Origin of the sequence: Stenotrophomonas sp. CFBP 13725, assembly GCF_014841935.1 — a bacterium.
Lineage (GTDB): Bacteria > Pseudomonadota > Gammaproteobacteria > Xanthomonadales > Xanthomonadaceae > Stenotrophomonas.
Map to the genome: position 1 here is coordinate 1 of NZ_JACYUV010000019.1, position 18,438 is coordinate 18,438.

An 18,438-nucleotide genomic window follows, 5' to 3' on the forward strand; every position below is an offset into this window, starting at 1 on the left:
GCGCCGATGGTAGTGTGGCTCAAGCCATGCGAGAGTAGGTCATCGCCAGGGTTTATACCCCGAAAACCCCGTTGCTCACGCAACGGGGTTTTCTTTTTATGTAGGTACATGCTTTTTCGTACCTGCCGCCCAAGGGCAAGAACGTGAGCTGCGCTTATGCGCGTCCCCCGCAAGGGCACGCCGCAACGCGACGCTCCAACCGTCTCCCTGGTGAAATTAGCGCTATGGAACCACCCGATCCCATCCCGAACTCGGAAGTGAAACGTAGCTGCGCCGATGGTAGTGTGGCTCAAGCCATGCGAGAGTAGGTCATCGCCAGGGTTTAAAACCGAAAACCCCGCTGCTCACGCAGCGGGGTTTTTTTATGCGCGGCGCGGTAGGGACGGCCGCTGGCCGTCAACCGCCTGCCGCTGCGCTCGCCGAGCGTGGCTCGGCGCTACCAGGAGGTGTCTGCGCGAGGGATCTGGCCCGGATGATGGTGAGTTCCCGGTCATGCAGGCACAAAAAAAGCGGCGGCCTGCAGGCCGCCGCTTCTTCTGTGCATCACGCGAGGCGTTACTTGGCAGCGGCCGCCGGCTTGCCCTTCATCATCTCGTCGCGGGCCGCCTTGAACGGGTTGCCCTCGTACCAGTTCGGCCAGCGGTCGCCCGCAGCAAGCTCCTTGCCGACACCATGCAGCAACTGCAGGTCTTCCACGGTGCCGTCCAGCTTCCACGTCGCCGGATCGAACTCATCCTTCGGGCCGTGGTAGCGGTTGCGCCCGTAGTCCTCGGCCACCTTGCGGCCGGCCTCGACACCGCCCTCGCGCAGGTCTTCGCCCCCGTCGGCATACAACGCAGGCACGCCGGCCTTGGCGAAGTTGAAATGATCCGAACGGAAGTAGAAACCGCTCTGCACCGCGCTCTCGCCATGCAGCGTACGGCCCTGCGCGGCAGCCAGCGGCTTCAGGATGTCTTCCAGCTCCGAGCTGCCGAAGCCGGTCACGGTCATGTCCTTCGCGCGGCCGGCCACCGACATCGCATCGATGTTGATCACACCGGCAATCTTGTCCAGCGGGAACGTCGGGTGGGCCACGTAGTACTTCGAGCCGAGCAGGCCGGACTCTTCCAGCGTCACGGCCAGGAACACCGCCGAACGCGCCGGCTTCGGGTCCTGATGCATCATCGCGTCGGCGACTTCCAGGATGCCGGCCACGCCGGTCGCGTTGTCCACCGCGCCGTTGTAGATGTTGTCGTCGGCCTCGCCTTCATGCTTGCCCAGGTGATCCCAATGCGCCATGTACAGCACCGCTTCGTCGGCGCGGCTGCTGCCCGGCAACACCCCCACCACGTTGCGCGAGGTCTTCTCCGCGGTCGTGCTCTTCAGGTCCACCGACAGCTTGGCCTTCAGCGGCACCGGCTTGAAGCCACGCTTGTTGGCATCCTTGTAGGCTTGCGCCAGATCCAGGCCGGCACCGGCGAACAAGGCCTTCGCCGCGTCCGCACTCAGCCAGCCCTGGACCGGCAGGCGCGCGTCCGGATCGTCCTTGGCCGGCAGGTCGTACTGCGGACCCGCCCAGGAATTCTTCACCACGTCCCAGCCATATGACGCGCCGGCCGTGTCATGCACGATCAGGGCGGCAGCCGCACCCTTGCGGGCGGCTTCTTCGAACTTGTAGGTCCAGCGACCGTAGTAGGTCATGCGCTTGCCGTCGAACAGCTTGGCATCGTCCACATGGAACCCGGGATCGTTGACGAACATCACCACCGTCTTGCCTTTCCAGTCCTGGCCGGCGTAGTCGTTCCATTCCTGCTCCGGCGCATCCACGCCATAGCCGACGAAGACGATGTCACTGCCGTCGACCTTGACCTCGGTCTGACCGGTGCGGGTACCCACCACCATGTCGGTACCGAACTTCAGCTCGCTGGACTTGCCGGCCTGGTCGATCTTCAACGAGGTCGATTCGTCGGCCGTGGTCTCGGTCATCGCCACGTCCTGGAACCAGCTGTCGCCGTTGCCGGGCTGCAGGCCGATGCGCTGCATCTGGTCACGGATGTAGTTGACCGTGAGTTCTTCGCCCTTGCTGCCGGGGGCACGTCCTTCGAACGCGTCGGAAGAAAGCGTCTTGACCAGTTCGGCGAAGTCGGCCGCATTGATCTCCGGCGAGAACGTGTGGGTGCTGGCAGCCGGGGCGGTGGTCGCAGTGGGCGCGGCCGGCGCCGCTGCGGCGGGCGCGGTGTCGTCGCCCTTGCAGGCGGTCAATGCCGCGGTGATGGCAAGGCAGAGCAGTAGGTTGCGGGGCATCATCTAGGATCCTGCAGGGTAGGGGCGGGACCGCTCAGGCAGGCCCCGCATGGAATCAATTTTCAGGCGCGGTATCGGTATCGAACGGTACCGGCGTCGCGCCACTGACAGGACCGGTCGTCGCGCTGCGATGTACGTACAACAGCACGTCACGCTCGAACTGCAGCGGGCCCTTCACCACGGCATTCGGGCCGATGATGACGCGGGGCTTCCGGTTTGGGGTGAATGAAATGCTGAAGCTCGGCTTCTTGATCTGGATGCCGCCGTTGACCACCGACCCGACGCCCACCGTGACATCCCCGTTGACGGTTTCAATGTCGCCCGCCAGCTGCGTTTCAACCAGGCCGATGCCACCGTTCACGGTTTCCACGCGGCCTTCGATCCGGCTGCGGCGGTCGGCGAAGATGCTTCCGTTGACGGTGGTGACGTTGCCGCGTGCGATTACGCCGCCGGCCAGACGAACGCCGCCGTTGACGGTCGCGATGCCGCCGGTGCGCGCTCCTTCGCCGACCTTGATGGTGCCGTTCACGGTCTCGATGTCGCCGGTTTCCACGCCATCGTCTACGCGGATGCTGCCGTTGACCGTGTCCAGATCACCGTAGCGCTGACCGGAGCTGGCAGTGATGCTGCCGTTGACCTTGCTGATGTCTTCCTGCGCGAGCGCCGGTGTGGCAGCCGCCGCGAGGGCAAGCAGCAAGGCGAGGGATCGTGCGTTCATGGCGGTTCCTTGTGTGGCACATGCGGCTGGCAGGCCGCCCGGCAAAGATGTCACCATGCTGCACCAGAAACCGCATCTGCCTGAAGTCACTGGAACGCTCTTGCGCGACAACGCCTTTCCCTCACGCATCGCTAACACCCGCGCCTGCCTGCTGGCGTGTGGCGCGCTGCTGGCCCTGTCTGCCGGGCTGATGCCGGTGGCGCCGGCCCATGCGCAGTCCACCCGGGAGGCCGAACGCAAGCTGCAGAAACTGCGTACCGAACTGAAGGGCGTTGCGCAGGAGCGGCAGCAACTGGACAGCCAGCGCGACCAGGCCAGCCGCCAACTGCGCGAAATGGACGAGAAGGTGGCGCGTACCGGGCGCACGTTGGCGCAGACCGAAGCCGCGCTGCAGGAGCAGAACACGGCGCTGGCCGGTCTGGAGAAACGGCGTGGGGATCTGCAGGGCAGCCTGCAGCAGCAGCGCAAGGAGCTGGCCGGCTTGCTGCGTGGGGCGTATCGCTTGGGCAACCATGCACCGCTGAAGCTGTTGCTCTCGCAGGACACCGTGGCCGATGGCAACCGCTCGCTCGCGTATCACCGGTACCTGCAGCGCGAACGCAGCCAGCGGATCCATGACATCACCGCCGACCTGAAGGAGCTGGACACCCTGCAGGGACAGATCAGCGCGCGGCAGGCAGAGCTGCAGGGCACGCGCCAGCAGCAGAAACAGCAGGCCACGGCGTTGGTCAACGATCGCCGTGATCGCGAGCGCGCGGTTGCCGCGCTCGACGAGCGCTTCAAGGACCGCAGCGAACGCGAGAAGGCCCTCGGCAAGGATGCCAAGGCACTGGAAACCCTGCTTGCGAACCTGCGTGCGGCCGCCGCGCGTGCAGAGGCGGAGCGCCGTGCCGCCGCCCGTCGGGTCGCAGCGGAAAAAGCGGCCGAAAAAGCCGCCGCCGATCGTGCCGTCGCCGAAGGTCGCCCCGCACCGCCACCGCGCGCGACCAAGGTTCCGCCGGCCGTGGCCTCGGCCCCCGCGCCGAAGGTCGGCGGCCTGGGCTGGCCGCTCTCCGGCAATCTGCTGGCGCGCTATGGCGGCAAGCTGCCCGACGGACGCACCAGCAGCGGTGTACTGATCGGCGCGGCTGCCGGCACCACGGTCACCGCCGTGGCCGATGGCACGGTCGTGTTTTCCGACTGGATGACCGGCTACGGCATGATCCTGATCGTCGATCACGGCAATGGCTACATGAGCCTGTACGCACACAACGACACGTTGCTGAAGGACGCCGGTGCGGCGGTCAAGCGCGGCGACGCGCTGGCCAAGGTCGGCAATTCCGGCGGTCAGGGCGTATCGGCGCTGTACTTCGAACTGCGTCGCGGTGGGCAGCCGGTGAACCCGGACAGCTGGTTGCAGCGACGCTGAACCGTAGTCGTTCGCGGCGGTATGCATGTCAACGGGAATTTACCGGCGGGTAACGCATAATCGGGCGCTGCAACGGTCGTGCACGCATTCCAGCGGCGCATCCGTCACCGATCCCCCAGGAGTGCTTCATGCGTGTAGCCCGAACCGCCACCCTGCTGCTGGCCCTGCTGCCTTCGCTTGCGTTGGCGCAGCAACCGGCAGCCGTCCCCGCCAGTGACGCCAGTGCGGCCAACAACGAGGAAGCCGCGACGTCGAAGGTGCCGCTGGAGGAAATCCGGCGTTTCGTGGCGGTGTACAACGCGGTACGTGCAGCGTACGTGGATCCGGTGGATGACAAGAAGCTCATGCAGGACGCGGTACGTGGCCTGTTGCTGGACCTGGACCCGCACAGCACCTACTTCGGCAAGGAAGACGCCGAAGCCTTCGACGAGCAGGCCAATGGCGCTTACGAAGGCATCGGGGTGGAGCTGCAGCAGCAGCCGGACAACAGCAGCCTGAAGATCATTTCGCCGATCGACGACACGCCGGCCGCCCGCGCAGGCATCCTCGCCGGCGACCTCATCATCGCCATTGACGGCAAGCCGATCAGTGCCATCAAGGCCAGCGAACCGCTGCGTGGCGTCGCCGGCAGCAAGGTCGTGCTGACCATCGTGCGCGACGGCAAGCCCAAGCCCTTCGATGTCACCTTGGCGCGCGAAACGATCCGGGTCACCAGCGTGCGCAGCCGAATGCTCGAGCCGGGCTACGGCTACATCCGCCTGAGCACCTTCCAGGCCGACACCGGTGCGGATTTCCAGAAGCACGTGCGCCAGTTGTCCAAGCAGGCCGGTGGCCAGCTGAAGGGCCTGGTATTGGATCTGCGCAGTAATCCTGGCGGCCTGTTGACCGCCGCGGTGCAGGTCGCCGATGACTTGCTGGAGAAGGGCAACATCGTCAGCACGCGTGGCCGCATCAGCATCAGCGATGCGCGTTTCGATGCCACCCCGGGCGACCTGTTGAAGGGCGCGCCGGTGATGGTGCTGGTGGATGCGGGTTCGGCCAGTGCTTCCGAAGTGCTGGCGGGCGCGCTGCGCGACAACCAGCGGGCCCGGGTGATCGGCAGCCGCACGTTCGGCAAGGGCTCGGTGCAGACCGTGCTGCCGCTGGACAATGGCGATTCAGTGAAGCTGACCACCGCGCGTTACTTCACGCCGAGCGGCAAGTCGATCCAGGCCACCGGCATCGTGCCCGAAGTGGAACTGAAGCCCGCACCGGTGGAAGGCGAAGAGGCACTGCCCGCCAGCCTGACCGATTTCAGTGAAGCCACGCTGCCGGGTCACCTGCATGGCGATGCCGAAGGCGAAGAAGGCTACCAGGCGGGCGACGTACTGCCCGGCGACGGCCCGATCAACGACGCACTGGCCGAGCTCAAGCAGCCCGGCTCGGTCGCCGCGCGGCTGAAGGCCGAAGCCGCGAAGGCCCCGCCCAAGCCAGCCGCCGAAGCAAAGCCCGAAGCAAAGTCGGAAGCAAAGTCGGAAGCAAAGCCGGAAGCAAAGCCGGAAGCAAAGCCGGAAGCAAAGCCGGAAGCAAAGCCCACGGAGCCGCCGGTCAAGCCCTGATCACGGCGACGCCGCCCCTGGTAGCGCCGAGCCATGCTCGGCGAGCGCAGCGGACAGAGCACACCCGACGGCCAGCGACCGTCACTCCCCCCAGCCGCGACGCGTCAGAATCCCTGACGCTTGCGCAGCCTGCGCGCGATCGCCGCGCGTACGTACACCCCGTACAACACCCCGAACCCGAAGCCGGCGATGTGCGCCCACCACGCCACCATGCCGAAGCTCGGCCCGATGTGTGCGAACACCACCTGCAGCACCGCCCACACGCCGATCAGCAGATACGCCGGGGCCCGCACGAACTCCAGGAACAGCCCCAGCGGGATCACCACGCCCAGGCGCGCGCCCGGGAACAGCGCCAGGTAGGTGCCGATCAACGCCGACACCGCGCCGCTGGCGCCGATGATGATCTGGTCCGGCGTGCCCATCGTGTAGACCGCGGTCAGGTTGGCGAAGGCCCCACCGAACAGGAACAGCAGGATCAAGCGCCACGGTCCCAGCACCCGCTCGGCAGGCAGGCCGAAGATCAGCAGGAACACCAGGTTGCCCAGCAGGTGGGACCAGTCCGCGTGCAGGAACAGCGCGGTGAACAGGCGCAGCACGCTGCCGTCCTTGAACGTGGCCCACCAGTCCAGCGGCCGCACCAGACCCGCCGATAGGGCGCCCCAGTCCATCCACAGACTGCTGCGCGCCTCGTGCGGGCGCGAGATCGACCACAGGAACGCGATCCAGAGGGCGGCGAACAGCAGGGGGGTAGCCCAGCGGACGGCGGCTTTCCGGCGCGAGGGGAGCGAAAGGAACATGGCGGCAAGCGTATCCCGTCGGCGCCCTCATCGCGCGCCTCGTATTCAGATTTCAGGGTGGAAAAAGCACCCTATCTGTTATTGTTTCATTAACACGTCTGGGTGATACTCGCATACGGCGTCGTATGTCGGGAGGGGAATCCGGCGCGTCCTGGAGGGCCTTGGCCTAAGGGGGACGCAGGCGCATGCAGAGCAAACAACCGCTTTCCGGAGAGATAAAACGATGCAAACCGCTTCTACTTTTGCCCGCATTTCGATGCTGGCCGTCGGCATTGCCGGCGTACTGGCTGCCACCGATGCGAACGCTGCGGCGTTCCAGCTGGCGGAAAAGAGTGCCAAGGGCCTGGGCCGTGCCTTCGCCGGTTCGGGCAGCGCCGAGGGTGATGCCTCGATCATCGCCGCCAACCCGGCCGGCATGCGCCAGCTGGATGGCCGCGTGGTCCAGGGCGACCTGAGCGCGATCAGCTTCAAGGCCGAGTTCGAAGGCTCCGGCCGTAAGCCGACCGGCGCCCCGCAGACCGGTGGTGACGGCGGCGACGCCGGCATGATCGCGCCGGTCCCGGCCGCGTACTTCCACATGCCGGTCGGCGAAAAGGCCCACTTCGGCGTCTCCCTGACCGCACCGTTCGGCTTCAAGACCGACTACGACGCAGGCTGGGTGGGTCGCTACAGCGGCCTGAAGACCGACCTGAAGGCGATCGACCTCGGCTTCGCGATGTCCTACGACGTCAACCCGTATGTGTCGTTCGGCGCGTCGGTGTTCGTTGAGCACCTGACCATCGAGCTGAGCAACAACATCGACTTCGGCACCGCGCTGGCCCAGTCCCGCGTTCCGGGCTTCGCCCCGGGCAGCGCCGATGGCAAGCTGACCGTGGAAGGCGACAACAACGCGGTCGGTTGGACCGTCGGCGGTCTGTTCAGCCTCGATGAGAACACCCACATCGGCCTGAGCTACCGTTCCAAGGTCGAGCACAAGATCACCGGCGGCGACGCCACCTTCGACGTGCCGTCCAATGCAGCGGCCGTGCTGGCCGTGGCCCAGCCGGGTCGTTTCACCGACACCAGCGGCCGGGCGACGGTGACCCTGCCGGCGTCGGCCACGCTGAGCGTGACCCACAACATCAACGATCGCTGGACCGTGATGGGTGACGTCACCCGTACCGCGTGGTCCACCGCGTTCGATCAGGTGACCATTGACTACGCGTCGGCGCAGCCGGATTCGGTGTTGGACTTCGGCTACCGCGACACCACCTTCGTGTCGCTGGGTACCGACTTCAAGCTCAGCGATACCATCACCCTGCGCGGTGGTGTGGCACTGGACCAGACCCCGACCACCGACGCGCACCGCGATGTCCGCGTGCCGGATACCAGCCGCAAGTGGCTGTCGGTCGGCCTGGGCTGGAACCCGTCGGAAAACGTCGAGTACAACTTCGGCTACACCCACCTGTTGACCAGCGATCCGAACGTGTTCGTGTCGCCGACCACCAACAACCAGGGCAACTCGCTGACCGGCAAGTACAAGGTCCGTGGCGACGTGCTGGCCGCTTCGATGCAGTACAAGTTCTGATTTCACGCCGCAACGCGTGAGCGCAGAACGAAGGAGCCCCGCGCAAGCGGGGCTTTTTCGTTTCCGCGATGCCACTAGACTGGGCCATGGACTTTTCAGACCCCGCGTTCCAGCTTGAAATCGCCGCCAACATCGCCGCTGCCGCATCGATCCTGCTGGCCGGGCGCAACAGCGTGCATGGTTGGTGGATCAGCATCATCGCCGGGGTGTTGTTCGCCCTCGTGTTCCTGCAGGCGCGGTTGTACGGTCAGGTGGCGCTGCAGGGTTTTTTCATCGCCGTGGGCGCGCTGGGCTGGTGGCAGTGGCTGCGCGGTGACCGCGGCGCGCCGCTGCGCATCACCCGCCTGAAGGTCGCTGCATGGCCGTGGCTGGCGTTGCTGGTGGTGGTGGGCACGTGGGGCTACGGCGCGATGCTGGTGCGCCATACAGACGGCCACGCGCCCTACGTGGACGCGGCGATCCTGCTGCTGAGCATGGTCGGTCAGTTGCTGATGATGCGGCGCAAGCTGGAGTGCTGGTGGGTGTGGCTGCTGGTGAACACCCTGGCGGTTCCGCTGTACTACAGCGGTGGCCTGCAGCTGACTGCGCTGCTGTATGTGGGGTATTGGATCAACGCGCTGGTCGCACTGCGGCACTGGCGGCGGGCGATGTGCGTTGCGCGCTGACGCGCGTACGGTCAGAAGCGCAGGCAACGTCAACGTCAGAAGCGGTGCAGGCTCGTGGGTTGGCGGGGCGGGGTGGATTGGCGGGGGACGGCAAAAACTGCGTCCATGCGGGCCTTGTTTCGCGCCATCCATGGCGCTCAACACCCCCGCCAACCCACCCCGCCCCACCTTCGACAAGTCCATGGTGGCCATGGACAAACATCGGGTTGGACGGGGGGAAATGAAAAGGGATCGGGGGCTCTCTCCACCCGACGGGTCAACAATGCCTGTGGTAGCGCCGAGCCATGCTCGGCGGACTGTTTCCGCCAACGGCCCGCTGCGCTCGCCGACCATGGGTCGGCGCTACCATCCCCACCTGCTGGCAGCCGCAGGAGCCCATCCCGCTCTACCCACCCACAGAAAACCCACACCCGCGGCACAGCAGGAAAAATCAGTCGCCCAGCGTCAGCAGCGAGGCGTTGCCACCGGCGGCGGTGGTGTTCACCGTCACCGTCTTTTCCGTTGCAAAGCGCAGCAGGTAGTGCGGGCCGCCCGCCTTCGGGCCGGTGCCGGACAGGCCCTGGCCACCGAACGGCTGCACACCGACCACGGCACCGATCTGGTTGCGGTTGACGTACACGTTGCCCACCTGGATGCCGGTGGTGATGCGGTCCACGGTCTCATCGATGCGCGAATGCACGCCCAGCGTCAGGCCATAGCCGGTAGCGTTGATCTGGTCGATCACCGATTGCAGCTGATCACCCTTCCAGCGGATCACGTGCAGCACGGGTCCGAAGATCTCCTTGTGCAGCTGCCCCAGGTCCTTCAGTTCATACGCGCGCGGGGCGAAGAAGCTGCCATGTGCGGCTTCGTCGGTCAGGGTTGCCGCGGCGATCAGGCGCGCTTCGGTGTCCATGCGTGCGGCATGGTCGTGCAGGATCTTCAACGCGTCCGCATCGATCACCGGGCCCACGTCGGTGGACAGCAGGCCCGGGTCGCCGATCTTCAGTTCCTTCATCGCGCCGGCCAGCATGGTCATCACCTTGTCGGCGATGTCGTCCTGCACGAACAGCACGCGCGCGGCCGAGCAACGCTGCCCTGCCGAGGTGAACGCCGAACCGATGGCATCCTTGACCAGTTGTTCCGGCAGCGCCGACGAATCCGCAATGAACGCGTTCTGGCCGCCGGTTTCGGCAATCAGCACGCCGATCGCGGCATCACGCGCGGCCATCGCGCGGTTGATCGCGCGTGCGGTATCGGTGGACCCGGTGAAGGCCACGCCGGCCACGCGCGGATCGGCGGTCAGTGCCGCACCCACGGTGGCGCCATCACCGGGCAGGAACTGCAGCACGCCTTCCGGCACGCCCGCGTCCAGCATCAGCTTCACCGCGTAGTAGCCGATCAGGTTGGTCTGCTCAGCCGGCTTGGCGATCACGCTGTTGCCCGCCGCCAACGCAGCGGCCACCTGGCCGAGGAAGATCGCTAGCGGGAAGTTCCACGGACTGATGCAGACGAACACGCCGCGGCCATGCAGCTGCAGTTCGTTCGATTCACCGGTCGGGCTGGGCAGCTTCTCGGCATGGCCGAACTGTTCGCGCGCCTGCTTGGCGTAGTAGCGCAGGAAGTCGACCGCTTCGCGCACTTCGGCCACACCATCGGGCAGGCTCTTGCCGGCTTCCTTCACGCACAGCGCCATGAACTCGGCGATGCGGGCTTCCAGCTGGTCCGCGGCATGTTCCAGGATCGCCGCGCGGCTGGCGGCCGGCGTGCGGTTCCAAGCCGGCTGCGCCGCCACTGCGTTGGTCAACGCCTTCTGCACGGTCACATCGTCGGCCGCCTGCCACTGGCCGATCACCTGGCGGTTGTCGGCCGGGTTGGTCACCGGCAGCGTCGCACCGGTCAGCGTCGCACCCGGCACCAGCGGGGTGGCGTGCCATGCCTTGACGGCGCCGTTGAGTTGCTCGGCAAGGTCGCGCAGCGCGTTGTCGTTGGCCAGATTGATGCCCATGGAATTGTTCCTGTCGTGGTTCTGGCTGCGCAGCAGGTCAACCGGCAGCGGGATCTTGGGGTGTGGAATGGACGCGAACGAAGCCACCATCTCCACCGGGTCGCGTACCAGCTCGGCGATCGCGACGCGGTCATCGGTGATGCGGTTGACGAAGCTGGAATTGGCGCCGTTTTCCAACAGGCGGCGCACCAGGTACGGCAGCAGGTCTTCGTGCGAACCGACCGGCGCGTACACGCGGCACGGCAGGCCCAGACGATCGGCCGGCACCACTTCGGCATACAGATCGTCGCCCATGCCGTGCAGCTTCTGGTGCTCGTACACGCCGCCCTTGGCGAGGGTGCGGATCGCCGCGATGGTGTGCGCGTTGTGGGTCGCGAACATCGGATAGATCGCATCGGCATGGCCGAACAGGCGCTTGGCGCATGCCAGGTAGGACACGTCGGTGTTCTGCTTGCGGGTGAACACCGGGTAGCCCGGGTAGCCTTCGATCTGCGCGCGCTTGATCTCGGCATCCCAGTACGCGCCCTTGACCAGGCGAACCTGCAGACGGCGACCGTTGCGGCGGGCCATGTCGGCGAGGAAATCGATCGTGTACGGGGTGCGCTTCTGGTACGCCTGCACCACGACGCCGAAGCCATCCCAGCCGGCCAGCGAGGCGTCGGAGAACACGCGGTCGATGATGTCCAGCGACAGTTCCAGGCGGTCCGCTTCCTCGGCGTCGACGGTGCAGCCGATGCCGTAGCTTTTCGCCAGCTGCGCCAGCTCCAGCACGCCGGGCACCAGATCGTGCAGCACGCGTTCGCGCTTGGCATGTTCATAGCGCGGGTACAGCGCGGACAGCTTGATTGAAATGCCCGGGGCGTTGTTGACATCGCCATCCGGACGGCCACCGCGAGCCTTGTGGTCGCCGCCGATGGCATGGATCGCGCGGCGGTAGTCTTCCAGGTAACGCAGCGCATCCTTCATGGTCAGCGCGCCCTCGCCCAGCATGTCGAACGAGTAGCGGTAGCTGGCGTTGTCGCCCTTGTGCGAACGGTCCAGCGCTTCGCCGATGGTGCGGCCCATGACGAACTGGTGGCCCATGATCTTCATCGCCTGGCGCACCGCGAGGCGGATCACCGGCTCGCCCACGCGGCCCATCAGACGCTGGAAGGCGCCCGGGACATCGGCGCGGGTCGCATCGTTGATCTGCACCAGGCGGCCGGTCAGCATCAGGCCCCAGGTCGAGGCGTTGACCAGCACGGAATCACTGCCGCCCATGTGCTTTTTCCAGTCCGCATCGGCCAGCTTGTCGCGGATCAGCTTGTCGGCGGTGGCCTGGTCGGGAATGCGCAGCAGCGCTTCGGCCACGCACATCAGCAGCACGCCCTCCTCGCTGCCCAGGTCGTACTGGCGCATGAAGGCTTCAATGGCGCCCTGGTCCTTGGCACGCACCCGCACACGGGCGACCAGGTCGGCGGCAAGCGCCTGCACTTGGGCCTGTTCGTCGGCCGGCAGGCGGGCCTGGGCCAGCAGTTCGGTGACGTGCGCGGTTTCGTCTTTCAGCCAGGCGTCGGTGATTGCCTGGCGGAACGGGGAGGGGGAGGCCGGCAGTTCCGGCGACAGCAGCGCGTCGGCCTGCGGCACGAGGCCGGGGGCAGCGGGCGAAAGAGTGGGTGCGTTCATGCCGGTCCGGCCAGTGGAAAACTTGGCGATTTTAATCATTTTTCGCTCGCCGGATAGCCCCCTTACGGACCATTGAGGTATTCCTGATAGTCCCGCCCCGTAAAGGATTCAGCTATCTCCGCGAGTCGGAGCAAAAGTGTGCCGAAATCGGCAAATCGGCCGACGGCGTATTGCTGTGCTGCAGCATGCTAAAAACCGTGAATGGACCTTGTAAGTGTCGAGAGGGCAGGGCTACCATCCAGACGTATCCCGCGGCAACAACGCGGTTGCGACAGGATCAGGGCGCACGGTGCGCCGCAGGGGATCTGAATACGCAACGGCGCGGGCGTCCCCCCCCACGGACGTTCGATGCCCCGGCAGCCAGTTTGAAAGCTTGCTCTCCGCCAGCGATGGCGGTCACCGATGACGTCAAGGGTCTAGGCAATGAAGCAAAGCAGCGCGTGGGGCGGCAGGTGCGTTTCCGGATTGGCCGCGTTGGCGGCAGGCGCAGGTGTTCCTGCTCTCGGCTGGGCCCAGTCCGCCGATCCGAAGCCGTGGCAGTTGAACATGGGCCGGGGGGTCACCCAGACCTCGCGCCTGGCGTGGGAGTCGAACATGCTGTCGCTGATCGTGGTCACGGTCATCGGCGTGATCGTCTTCGGTGCGATGGCCTACGCCATCTTCAAGTTCCGCAAATCCAAGGGCGCGGTCGCCGCGACCTTCAGCCACAACACGAAGGCCGAGGTCATCTGGACGGTGATCCCGGTGATCATCCTGGTGGTGATGGCGTGGCCGGCGACGGCCAACCTGATCAAGATGTACGACACCCGCGATGCCGAGATGACCGTCAAGGTCACGGGCTACCAGTGGATGTGGCGCTATGAATACCTGGGCGAAGGGGTGGACTTCACCAGCCGCCTGGATCGCGAATCCGACCGCATGCGCCAGAGTGGCAAGGTGCCCACCCGCGAGAGCAACCCGCACTACCTGCTCGATGTGGACAACCGGCTGGTGCTGCCGGTGGATACCAAGGTGCGCTTCGTCATCACGTCCGACGACGTGATCCATGCCTGGTGGGTACCGGCGCTGGGCTGGAAACAGGATGCGATCCCGGGCTTCATCAACGAAGCCTGGACCAGCATCGACACCCCCGGCGTATACCGCGGCCAGTGCGCCGAACTGTGCGGCAAGGACCACGGCTTCATGCCGATCGTGGTGGAGGCCGTGTCCAAGGACGAATTCAAGCGCTGGCTGGCCCAGAAGAAGCCGGCGCCTGCCGCGGCTCCCGCTGCGCCCGCCACGCCGACGTCACCGGAGACCACGACCCCGGCGGGCGACGGCAGCGCGCCACGGCAACCGGTGACCCCGGCCGAGCCCGCTTCCGCACCGGCCCCGGCGCCCACCACCGACGCCTGACCCAACCGCCCGTGGCCGCACCGCGGCCACCGTGACAAATCGATCTGAGAGGTGTTTTGCAATGGCGCACTCGGCAGTTGGGCACGACGACCACCACGGCCCTACGCAGGGGTTCTTCGCACGTTGGTTCTTCAGCACCAACCACAAGGACATCGGCACGCTGTACCTGCTTTTCAGCTTCGTCATGTTCATCATCGGCGCGGCGATGAGCGTGGTCATCCGCACCGAACTGGCGCAACCCGGCCTGCAGTTCGTCAAGCCGGAATTCTTCAACCAGATGACCACCATGCACGCGCTGGTGATGATCTTCGGCGGGGTGATGCCGGCCTTCGTCGGCCTGGCCAACTGGATGATCCCGTTGCAGATCGGTGCACCGGACATGGCGCTGCCGCGCATGAACAACTGGTCGTTCTGGCTGTTGCCGGTGGCCTTCAGCCTGCTGCTGGTCACCCTGTTCCTGCCCGGTGGCGCACCGGCCGGTGGCTGGACGCTGTACCCGCCGCTGTCGCTGCAGGGCGGCTACAACGTGGCGTTCACCGTGTTCGCCATCCACGTAGCCGGTATCAGTTCCATCATGGGCGCGATCAACATCATCGCCACCGTGCTGAACATGCGCGCACCCGGCATCGATCTGCTGAAGATGCCGATCTTCTGCTGGGCCTGGCTGATCACCGCCTTCCTGCTGATCGCGGTGATGCCCGTGCTGGCCGGTGCGGTGACCATGCTGCTGACCGACAAGTTCTTCGGCACCAGCTTCTTCAATGCGGCCGGCGGCGGCGACCCGGTGATGTTCCAGCACATCTTCTGGTTCTTCGGTCATCCGGAGGTGTACATCATGATCCTGCCCGCCTTCGGCGTGGTCAGCGAGATCATTCCCACCTTCAGCCGCAAGCCGCTGTTCGGCTACCAGGCGATGGTCTACGCGACCGCCGCCATCGCGTTCCTGTCCTTCATCGTCTGGGCCCACCACATGTTCACCGTGGGCATGCCGTTGGGCGGTGAGATCTACTTCATGTTCGCAACCATGCTGATCTCCATTCCCACCGGGGTGAAGGTGTTCAACTGGGTCAGTACGATGTGGCGCGGTTCGTTGACCTTCGAAGCCCCGATGCTGTGGTCGGTGGCCTTCGTCATCCTGTTCACCATCGGCGGTTTCTCCGGCCTGATGCTGGCCATCGTGGCGGCCGATTTCCAGTACCACGACACCTACTTCGTGGTCGCGCATTTCCATTACGTCCTGGTCACCGGCGCGGTGTTCGGGCTGATCGCTGCGGTGTACTACTGGTGGCCGAAGTGGACCGGGCGCATGTACAGCGAAAGGTGGGCCCGCGTGCACTTCTGGTGGTCCATCATCTTCGTCAACCTGCTGTTCTTCCCGCAGCACTTCCTCGGCCTGGCCGGCATGCCACGGCGCATCCCCGATTACAGCGTGGCCTTCGCCGACTGGAACCTGATCAGTTCCATCGGTGCCTTCGGCATGTTCGTCACCCCCTTCATGATGGCGGCCATCCTGCTGTGGTCACTGCGCCATGGTGAAAAGGCCGCCGCACGCAGCTGGGAAGGCGCGCGCGGACTGGAGTGGACGGTGCCGTCACCGGCGCCGGCGCATACCTTCACCACGCCACCGGTCATCCGCCCGGGTGACCTGGCCCATGACGACATCAGTCACTGAGGTGCGTGATGAATGACACCGACACGTCCACCGCCATGGCCCTGCAGCGCGGGCGCGCACGCCGCACCGCGCTGTGGGTGGGCGCGATCGCGGTGCTGGTGTACGCCGGCTTCATCCTCAGCGGAGTGATCGGGCGATGAACACCCCGCATGACACGGCGCCCGCACCGTCCCGGCATGCCGGCCTGCCGCGCCTGATCGGCGTGGCGGTAGCCGTGTTCCTGCTGACGTTTTCGCTGGTGCCGCTGTATCGCATCGCCTGCGAAAAGGTCTTTGGCGTGCGCCTGGAACGCGGCCCGGGGGCGCAGGCCAGCCTGGGCGCGGCGGGCGGCAAGCGCACCGTGCGCGTGGAATTCGACGGCGGGGTGAACTCGCAGTTGCCGTGGGCCTTCCATCCCGAACAACTGACCATGGACGTGGTGCCCGGCGAGCTCAACGAAGCGCTGTATTTCGCCCGCAACGAAAGCAGTATCGCCATCGTCGGCAGTGCGGTGCCCTCTGTCGCACCGGCACGCGCATCGGGATATTTCAGCAAGACCGAGTGCTTCTGCTTCACCGCACAGACCCTGCAGGCCGGTGAGAAACGCGACATGCCGGTGCGCTTCATCGTCGATCCCGACCTGCCGCCGGAAATCCGCACCATCACTCTGTCCTATACCTTCTACAAGAACGACGCGCTCTCCGCGCGCCTGGCACCGGCGACCGTGCCGGCCACCGCGCACGCCGCGCCCTGAGCGCAACGAACCGGACACCGACCATGGCCCAGCTTCCCTCCGACGCCAACGTGTACTACGTCCCCACCCATAGCCGCTGGCCGTTCATAGGGTCCATCGCGATGATGGTGACCATGGTCGGCGTCGCCAGCTGGCTCAACGATGCCACGTGGGGCCGCTGGACCTTCTTCGCAGGCCTGGCGATGCTGGTGCTCACCTTGTTCTGGTGGTTCAGCGACGTGGTGCGCGAATCGCAGGCCGGCCGCTACAACGTGCAGGTGGATGGCTCGTTCCGGATGGGGATGGTGTGGTTCATCTTCTCCGAAGTCATGTTCTTCGGTGCCTTCTTCGGCGCGCTGTTCTATACCCGCGCGCTGGGCCTGCCATGGCTGGGCGGCGAGGGCGATGGGGTGATGACCAACGAATTGCTGTGGCAGGGCTACTCGGCGGGCTGGCCTACCAACGGGCCGGCGGCGATCGGTGGGCAGTTCCAGACCATTCCGGCGTGGGGCCTGCCGCTGATCAACACGCTGATCCTGCTGACCTCCGGCGTCACCCTGACCATCGCCCACCACGCACTGAAGGCCGGCCATCGCCGCCAGCTGCTGACCTGGCTGGGCATTACCGTGGTGCTGGGGCTGGTGTTCCTGACCCTGCAGGCAGAGGAGTACATCCACGCGTACACCGAGCTCAACCTCACGATGGGGTCGGGCATCTACGGCTCCACGTTCTTCATGCTGACCGGCTTCCACGGGGCGCACGTGCTGCTCGGCACGATCATGCTGGCGGTGATGTGGCTGCGCGCAGCGAAGGGGCACTTCACCCGCGACAATCATTTCGGCTTTGAAGCCGCCGCGTGGTACTGGCACTTCGTCGACGTCGTGTGGCTGATGCTGTTCCTGTTCGTCTACGTGCTTTGACCGCAGCGTCGATGCACTCAGCGGCCAACGCCGTGCGGCTGGATCCAGCCGCCCAGGATGCCGATGACCACCAGCAGGATCAGCGCCACCGATACCGCGATGCGACGGGTCAGGGCGTTGACGGTGCGCTTGGTCTGCCCCCGATCCACCAGCAGGTAGTACAGGCCCGCGCCCAGGTTCCAGACGATGACGATGAGGAACGCGATCACCAGCAGGGTCTTCAGCGAATCGTTCATGCGCAGCTCGATGGCGGGGCGGATGGCCCTATCTGACCGCGTTTCCGGTCGTTTGTCATGACGCGTCGGCACACACGGCCGCTGGGGTGGGCACTGGCGGTGGGGGCGATGGTGGTTTTCTGCCTGCTGGGTCGCTGGCAGTTGCAGCGCATGCACGAAAAGCAGCACCTGCTGGATGCGCAGGTGGACGCCTCCGCGCAGCCCCCGATGCCGCTGGACCGCGCACTGGCGGCGTCGGGTGTCGTGCACGGGGTCATCGATGACGGACGCTTCCTGCCCGGTCTGGTGCTGCTGGACAACCAGATGCGCCATGGTCGTGCCGGGGTGAAGCTGTATCGCCCGTTCCGCAGCGAGCGGGGAGCCGTGGTGCTGGTCGACCTCGGCTGGCGGCCGCTGCCTGCAGACCGCGCCCTGCCCGAGGTGCCATCGCCGCCGTCGCCGGTCGCTGTGCGTGGATTGCTGGCCCCTGCGCCAGCACCGGGACTGCCCTTGGGGCCGGTATTCAACGCGGCGGGTCCACAGCGCTGGCTGGCCAGTCGCCTGCAGACCGATGCGCTGGCACCGGTGCTGGGCCTGCCGACGCTGCCTGCGCGCGTGCTGCGGCTGGATCCGGCGCTGCCCTTCGGCGACGAGCGCGACCTCGACCTGCTGCCCAATACCCTGCCGCCGCAGCGCCATCTGGGCTACGCCGTGCAGTGGTTCGCCCTGGCGCTGACCGTGCTGCTGGTGGCGCTGGTTCTGGAATGGCGCCGCCGCCGTTTTCCCCGGTAGCGCCGAGCCATGCTCGGCGAGCGCTGCGGCGACGCCACACGCAC

At 66.1% G+C, this 18,438-nt stretch carries 15 protein-coding genes and 1 rRNA gene; 11 read left to right on the plus strand and 5 right to left on the minus strand.

Annotated features, from left to right (window positions below; translation table 11 throughout):
• Positions 1–206: 206 nt before the first annotated feature.
• A 5S ribosomal RNA gene (rrf, locus tag IFT65_RS18170) occupies positions 207–321 on the plus strand.
• Positions 322–555: 234 nt separating this feature from the next.
• Here the strand turns inward: rrf and IFT65_RS18175 are convergent.
• Both IFT65_RS18175 and IFT65_RS18180 read right to left on the minus strand, forming a co-directional pair.
• The gene (locus tag IFT65_RS18175) at positions 556–2,283 is read right to left on the minus strand and encodes a M28 family metallopeptidase (RefSeq protein WP_192082819.1); all 1,728 of its coding nucleotides are present in this window, start codon (positions 2,281–2,283) and stop codon (positions 556–558) included.
• A 55-nt stretch (positions 2,284–2,338) separates the two neighbouring features.
• Positions 2,339–3,001 (minus strand): hypothetical protein, encoded by a 663-nt coding sequence (locus IFT65_RS18180; protein ID WP_192082820.1) that lies wholly within the window; start codon positions 2,999–3,001, stop codon positions 2,339–2,341.
• Between the two features lie 100 nt (positions 3,002–3,101).
• Between IFT65_RS18180 and IFT65_RS18185 the strand changes: the two genes are divergently transcribed.
• Together IFT65_RS18185 and IFT65_RS18190 are read left to right on the plus strand one after the other, a co-directional pair.
• Positions 3,102–4,409 (plus strand): peptidoglycan DD-metalloendopeptidase family protein, encoded by a 1,308-nt coding sequence (locus tag IFT65_RS18185; protein ID WP_192082841.1) that lies wholly within the window; start codon positions 3,102–3,104, stop codon positions 4,407–4,409.
• Positions 4,410–4,537: 128 nt separating this feature from the next.
• Positions 4,538–6,007, plus strand: coding sequence for a S41 family peptidase (locus IFT65_RS18190; RefSeq protein ID WP_192082821.1), 1,470 nt, complete (start codon positions 4,538–4,540; stop codon positions 6,005–6,007).
• Positions 6,008–6,111: 104 nt separating this feature from the next.
• Here IFT65_RS18190 and IFT65_RS18195 read toward each other — a convergent pair whose 3' ends face one another.
• A complete protein-coding gene (locus IFT65_RS18195; protein ID WP_188325836.1) occupies positions 6,112–6,804 on the minus strand; it encodes a rhomboid family intramembrane serine protease in 693 nt (230 codons plus the stop codon).
• Between the two features lie 223 nt (positions 6,805–7,027).
• On the opposite strand from IFT65_RS18195, the gene IFT65_RS18200 reads away from it, so the two are divergent.
• Positions 7,028–8,371: an outer membrane protein transport protein gene (locus IFT65_RS18200; protein WP_192082822.1), complete on the plus strand. Its 1,344-nt coding sequence runs from the start codon at positions 7,028–7,030 to the stop codon at positions 8,369–8,371.
• A gap of 86 nt (positions 8,372–8,457) precedes the next feature.
• Complete coding sequence (pnuC, locus tag IFT65_RS18205) at positions 8,458–9,036, plus strand: nicotinamide riboside transporter PnuC (protein ID WP_192082823.1); 579 nt, start codon at positions 8,458–8,460, stop codon at positions 9,034–9,036.
• A gap of 430 nt (positions 9,037–9,466) precedes the next feature.
• Here the strand turns inward: pnuC and putA are convergent, their stop codons facing one another.
• Positions 9,467–12,688, minus strand: a complete 3,222-nt coding sequence (putA, locus tag IFT65_RS18210) for a bifunctional proline dehydrogenase/L-glutamate gamma-semialdehyde dehydrogenase PutA (RefSeq protein ID WP_192082824.1) — start codon at positions 12,686–12,688, stop codon at positions 9,467–9,469.
• Positions 12,689–13,111: 423 nt separating this feature from the next.
• Here putA and coxB point away from each other — a divergent pair, with 423 nt between their 5' ends.
• The 5 genes from coxB (at position 13,112) to IFT65_RS18230 (ending at position 17,387) form a co-directional block, all read left to right on the plus strand.
• The gene (coxB, locus tag IFT65_RS18215; RefSeq protein ID WP_192082825.1) at positions 13,112–14,083 is read left to right on the plus strand and encodes a cytochrome c oxidase subunit II; all 972 of its coding nucleotides are present in this window, start codon (positions 13,112–13,114) and stop codon (positions 14,081–14,083) included.
• A gap of 61 nt (positions 14,084–14,144) precedes the next feature.
• Positions 14,145–15,755: a cytochrome c oxidase subunit I gene (ctaD, locus tag IFT65_RS18220; protein ID WP_192082826.1), complete on the plus strand. Its 1,611-nt coding sequence runs from the start codon at positions 14,145–14,147 to the stop codon at positions 15,753–15,755.
• Between the two features lie 8 nt (positions 15,756–15,763).
• A complete protein-coding gene (locus tag IFT65_RS18890; RefSeq protein WP_274602829.1) occupies positions 15,764–15,895 on the plus strand; it encodes a hypothetical protein in 132 nt (43 codons plus the stop codon).
• A complete protein-coding gene (locus tag IFT65_RS18225; RefSeq protein WP_188325842.1) occupies positions 15,892–16,488 on the plus strand; it encodes a cytochrome c oxidase assembly protein in 597 nt (198 codons plus the stop codon). The genes IFT65_RS18890 and IFT65_RS18225 overlap by 4 nt, the downstream gene beginning before the upstream one ends.
• Before the next feature lie 23 nt (positions 16,489–16,511).
• Positions 16,512–17,387, plus strand: a complete 876-nt coding sequence (locus IFT65_RS18230) for a cytochrome c oxidase subunit 3 (protein ID WP_192082827.1) — start codon at positions 16,512–16,514, stop codon at positions 17,385–17,387.
• A gap of 17 nt (positions 17,388–17,404) precedes the next feature.
• Here the strand turns inward: IFT65_RS18230 and IFT65_RS18235 are convergent, their stop codons facing one another.
• Positions 17,405–17,623, minus strand: a complete 219-nt coding sequence (locus tag IFT65_RS18235) for a twin transmembrane helix small protein (protein ID WP_188325844.1) — start codon at positions 17,621–17,623, stop codon at positions 17,405–17,407.
• 57 nt (positions 17,624–17,680) lie between these two features.
• Here IFT65_RS18235 and IFT65_RS18240 point away from each other — a divergent pair, with 57 nt between their 5' ends.
• Positions 17,681–18,394 (plus strand): SURF1 family protein, encoded by a 714-nt coding sequence (locus IFT65_RS18240; protein WP_192082828.1) that lies wholly within the window; start codon positions 17,681–17,683, stop codon positions 18,392–18,394.
• Positions 18,395–18,438 lie beyond the last annotated feature (44 nt).

What these genes read in the sequence shown, in the direction of transcription:
- IFT65_RS18175 (WP_192082819.1), bottom strand. Translation starts at nt 2,283, where the DNA reads ATGCCCCGCAACCTACTGCTCTGCCTTGCCATCACCGCGGCATTGACC.
- putA (WP_192082824.1), bottom strand. Translation starts at nt 12,688, where the DNA reads ATGAACGCACCCACTCTTTCGCCCGCTGCCCCCGGCCTCGTGCCGCAG.
- IFT65_RS18190 (WP_192082821.1), top strand. Translation starts at nt 4,538, where the DNA reads ATGCGTGTAGCCCGAACCGCCACCCTGCTGCTGGCCCTGCTGCCTTCG.
- IFT65_RS18180 (WP_192082820.1), bottom strand. Translation starts at nt 3,001, where the DNA reads ATGAACGCACGATCCCTCGCCTTGCTGCTTGCCCTCGCGGCGGCTGCC.
- ctaD (WP_192082826.1), top strand. Translation starts at nt 14,145, where the DNA reads ATGGCGCACTCGGCAGTTGGGCACGACGACCACCACGGCCCTACGCAG.
- IFT65_RS18890 (WP_274602829.1), top strand. Translation starts at nt 15,764, where the DNA reads ATGAATGACACCGACACGTCCACCGCCATGGCCCTGCAGCGCGGGCGC.
- IFT65_RS18195 (WP_188325836.1), bottom strand. Translation starts at nt 6,804, where the DNA reads ATGTTCCTTTCGCTCCCCTCGCGCCGGAAAGCCGCCGTCCGCTGGGCT.
- IFT65_RS18230 (WP_192082827.1), top strand. Translation starts at nt 16,512, where the DNA reads ATGGCCCAGCTTCCCTCCGACGCCAACGTGTACTACGTCCCCACCCAT.
- IFT65_RS18200 (WP_192082822.1), top strand. Translation starts at nt 7,028, where the DNA reads ATGCAAACCGCTTCTACTTTTGCCCGCATTTCGATGCTGGCCGTCGGC.
- IFT65_RS18235 (WP_188325844.1), bottom strand. Translation starts at nt 17,623, where the DNA reads ATGAACGATTCGCTGAAGACCCTGCTGGTGATCGCGTTCCTCATCGTC.
- IFT65_RS18225 (WP_188325842.1), top strand. Translation starts at nt 15,892, where the DNA reads ATGAACACCCCGCATGACACGGCGCCCGCACCGTCCCGGCATGCCGGC.
- pnuC (WP_192082823.1), top strand. Translation starts at nt 8,458, where the DNA reads ATGGACTTTTCAGACCCCGCGTTCCAGCTTGAAATCGCCGCCAACATC.
- coxB (WP_192082825.1), top strand. Translation starts at nt 13,112, where the DNA reads ATGAAGCAAAGCAGCGCGTGGGGCGGCAGGTGCGTTTCCGGATTGGCC.
- IFT65_RS18240 (WP_192082828.1), top strand. Translation starts at nt 17,681, where the DNA reads ATGACGCGTCGGCACACACGGCCGCTGGGGTGGGCACTGGCGGTGGGG.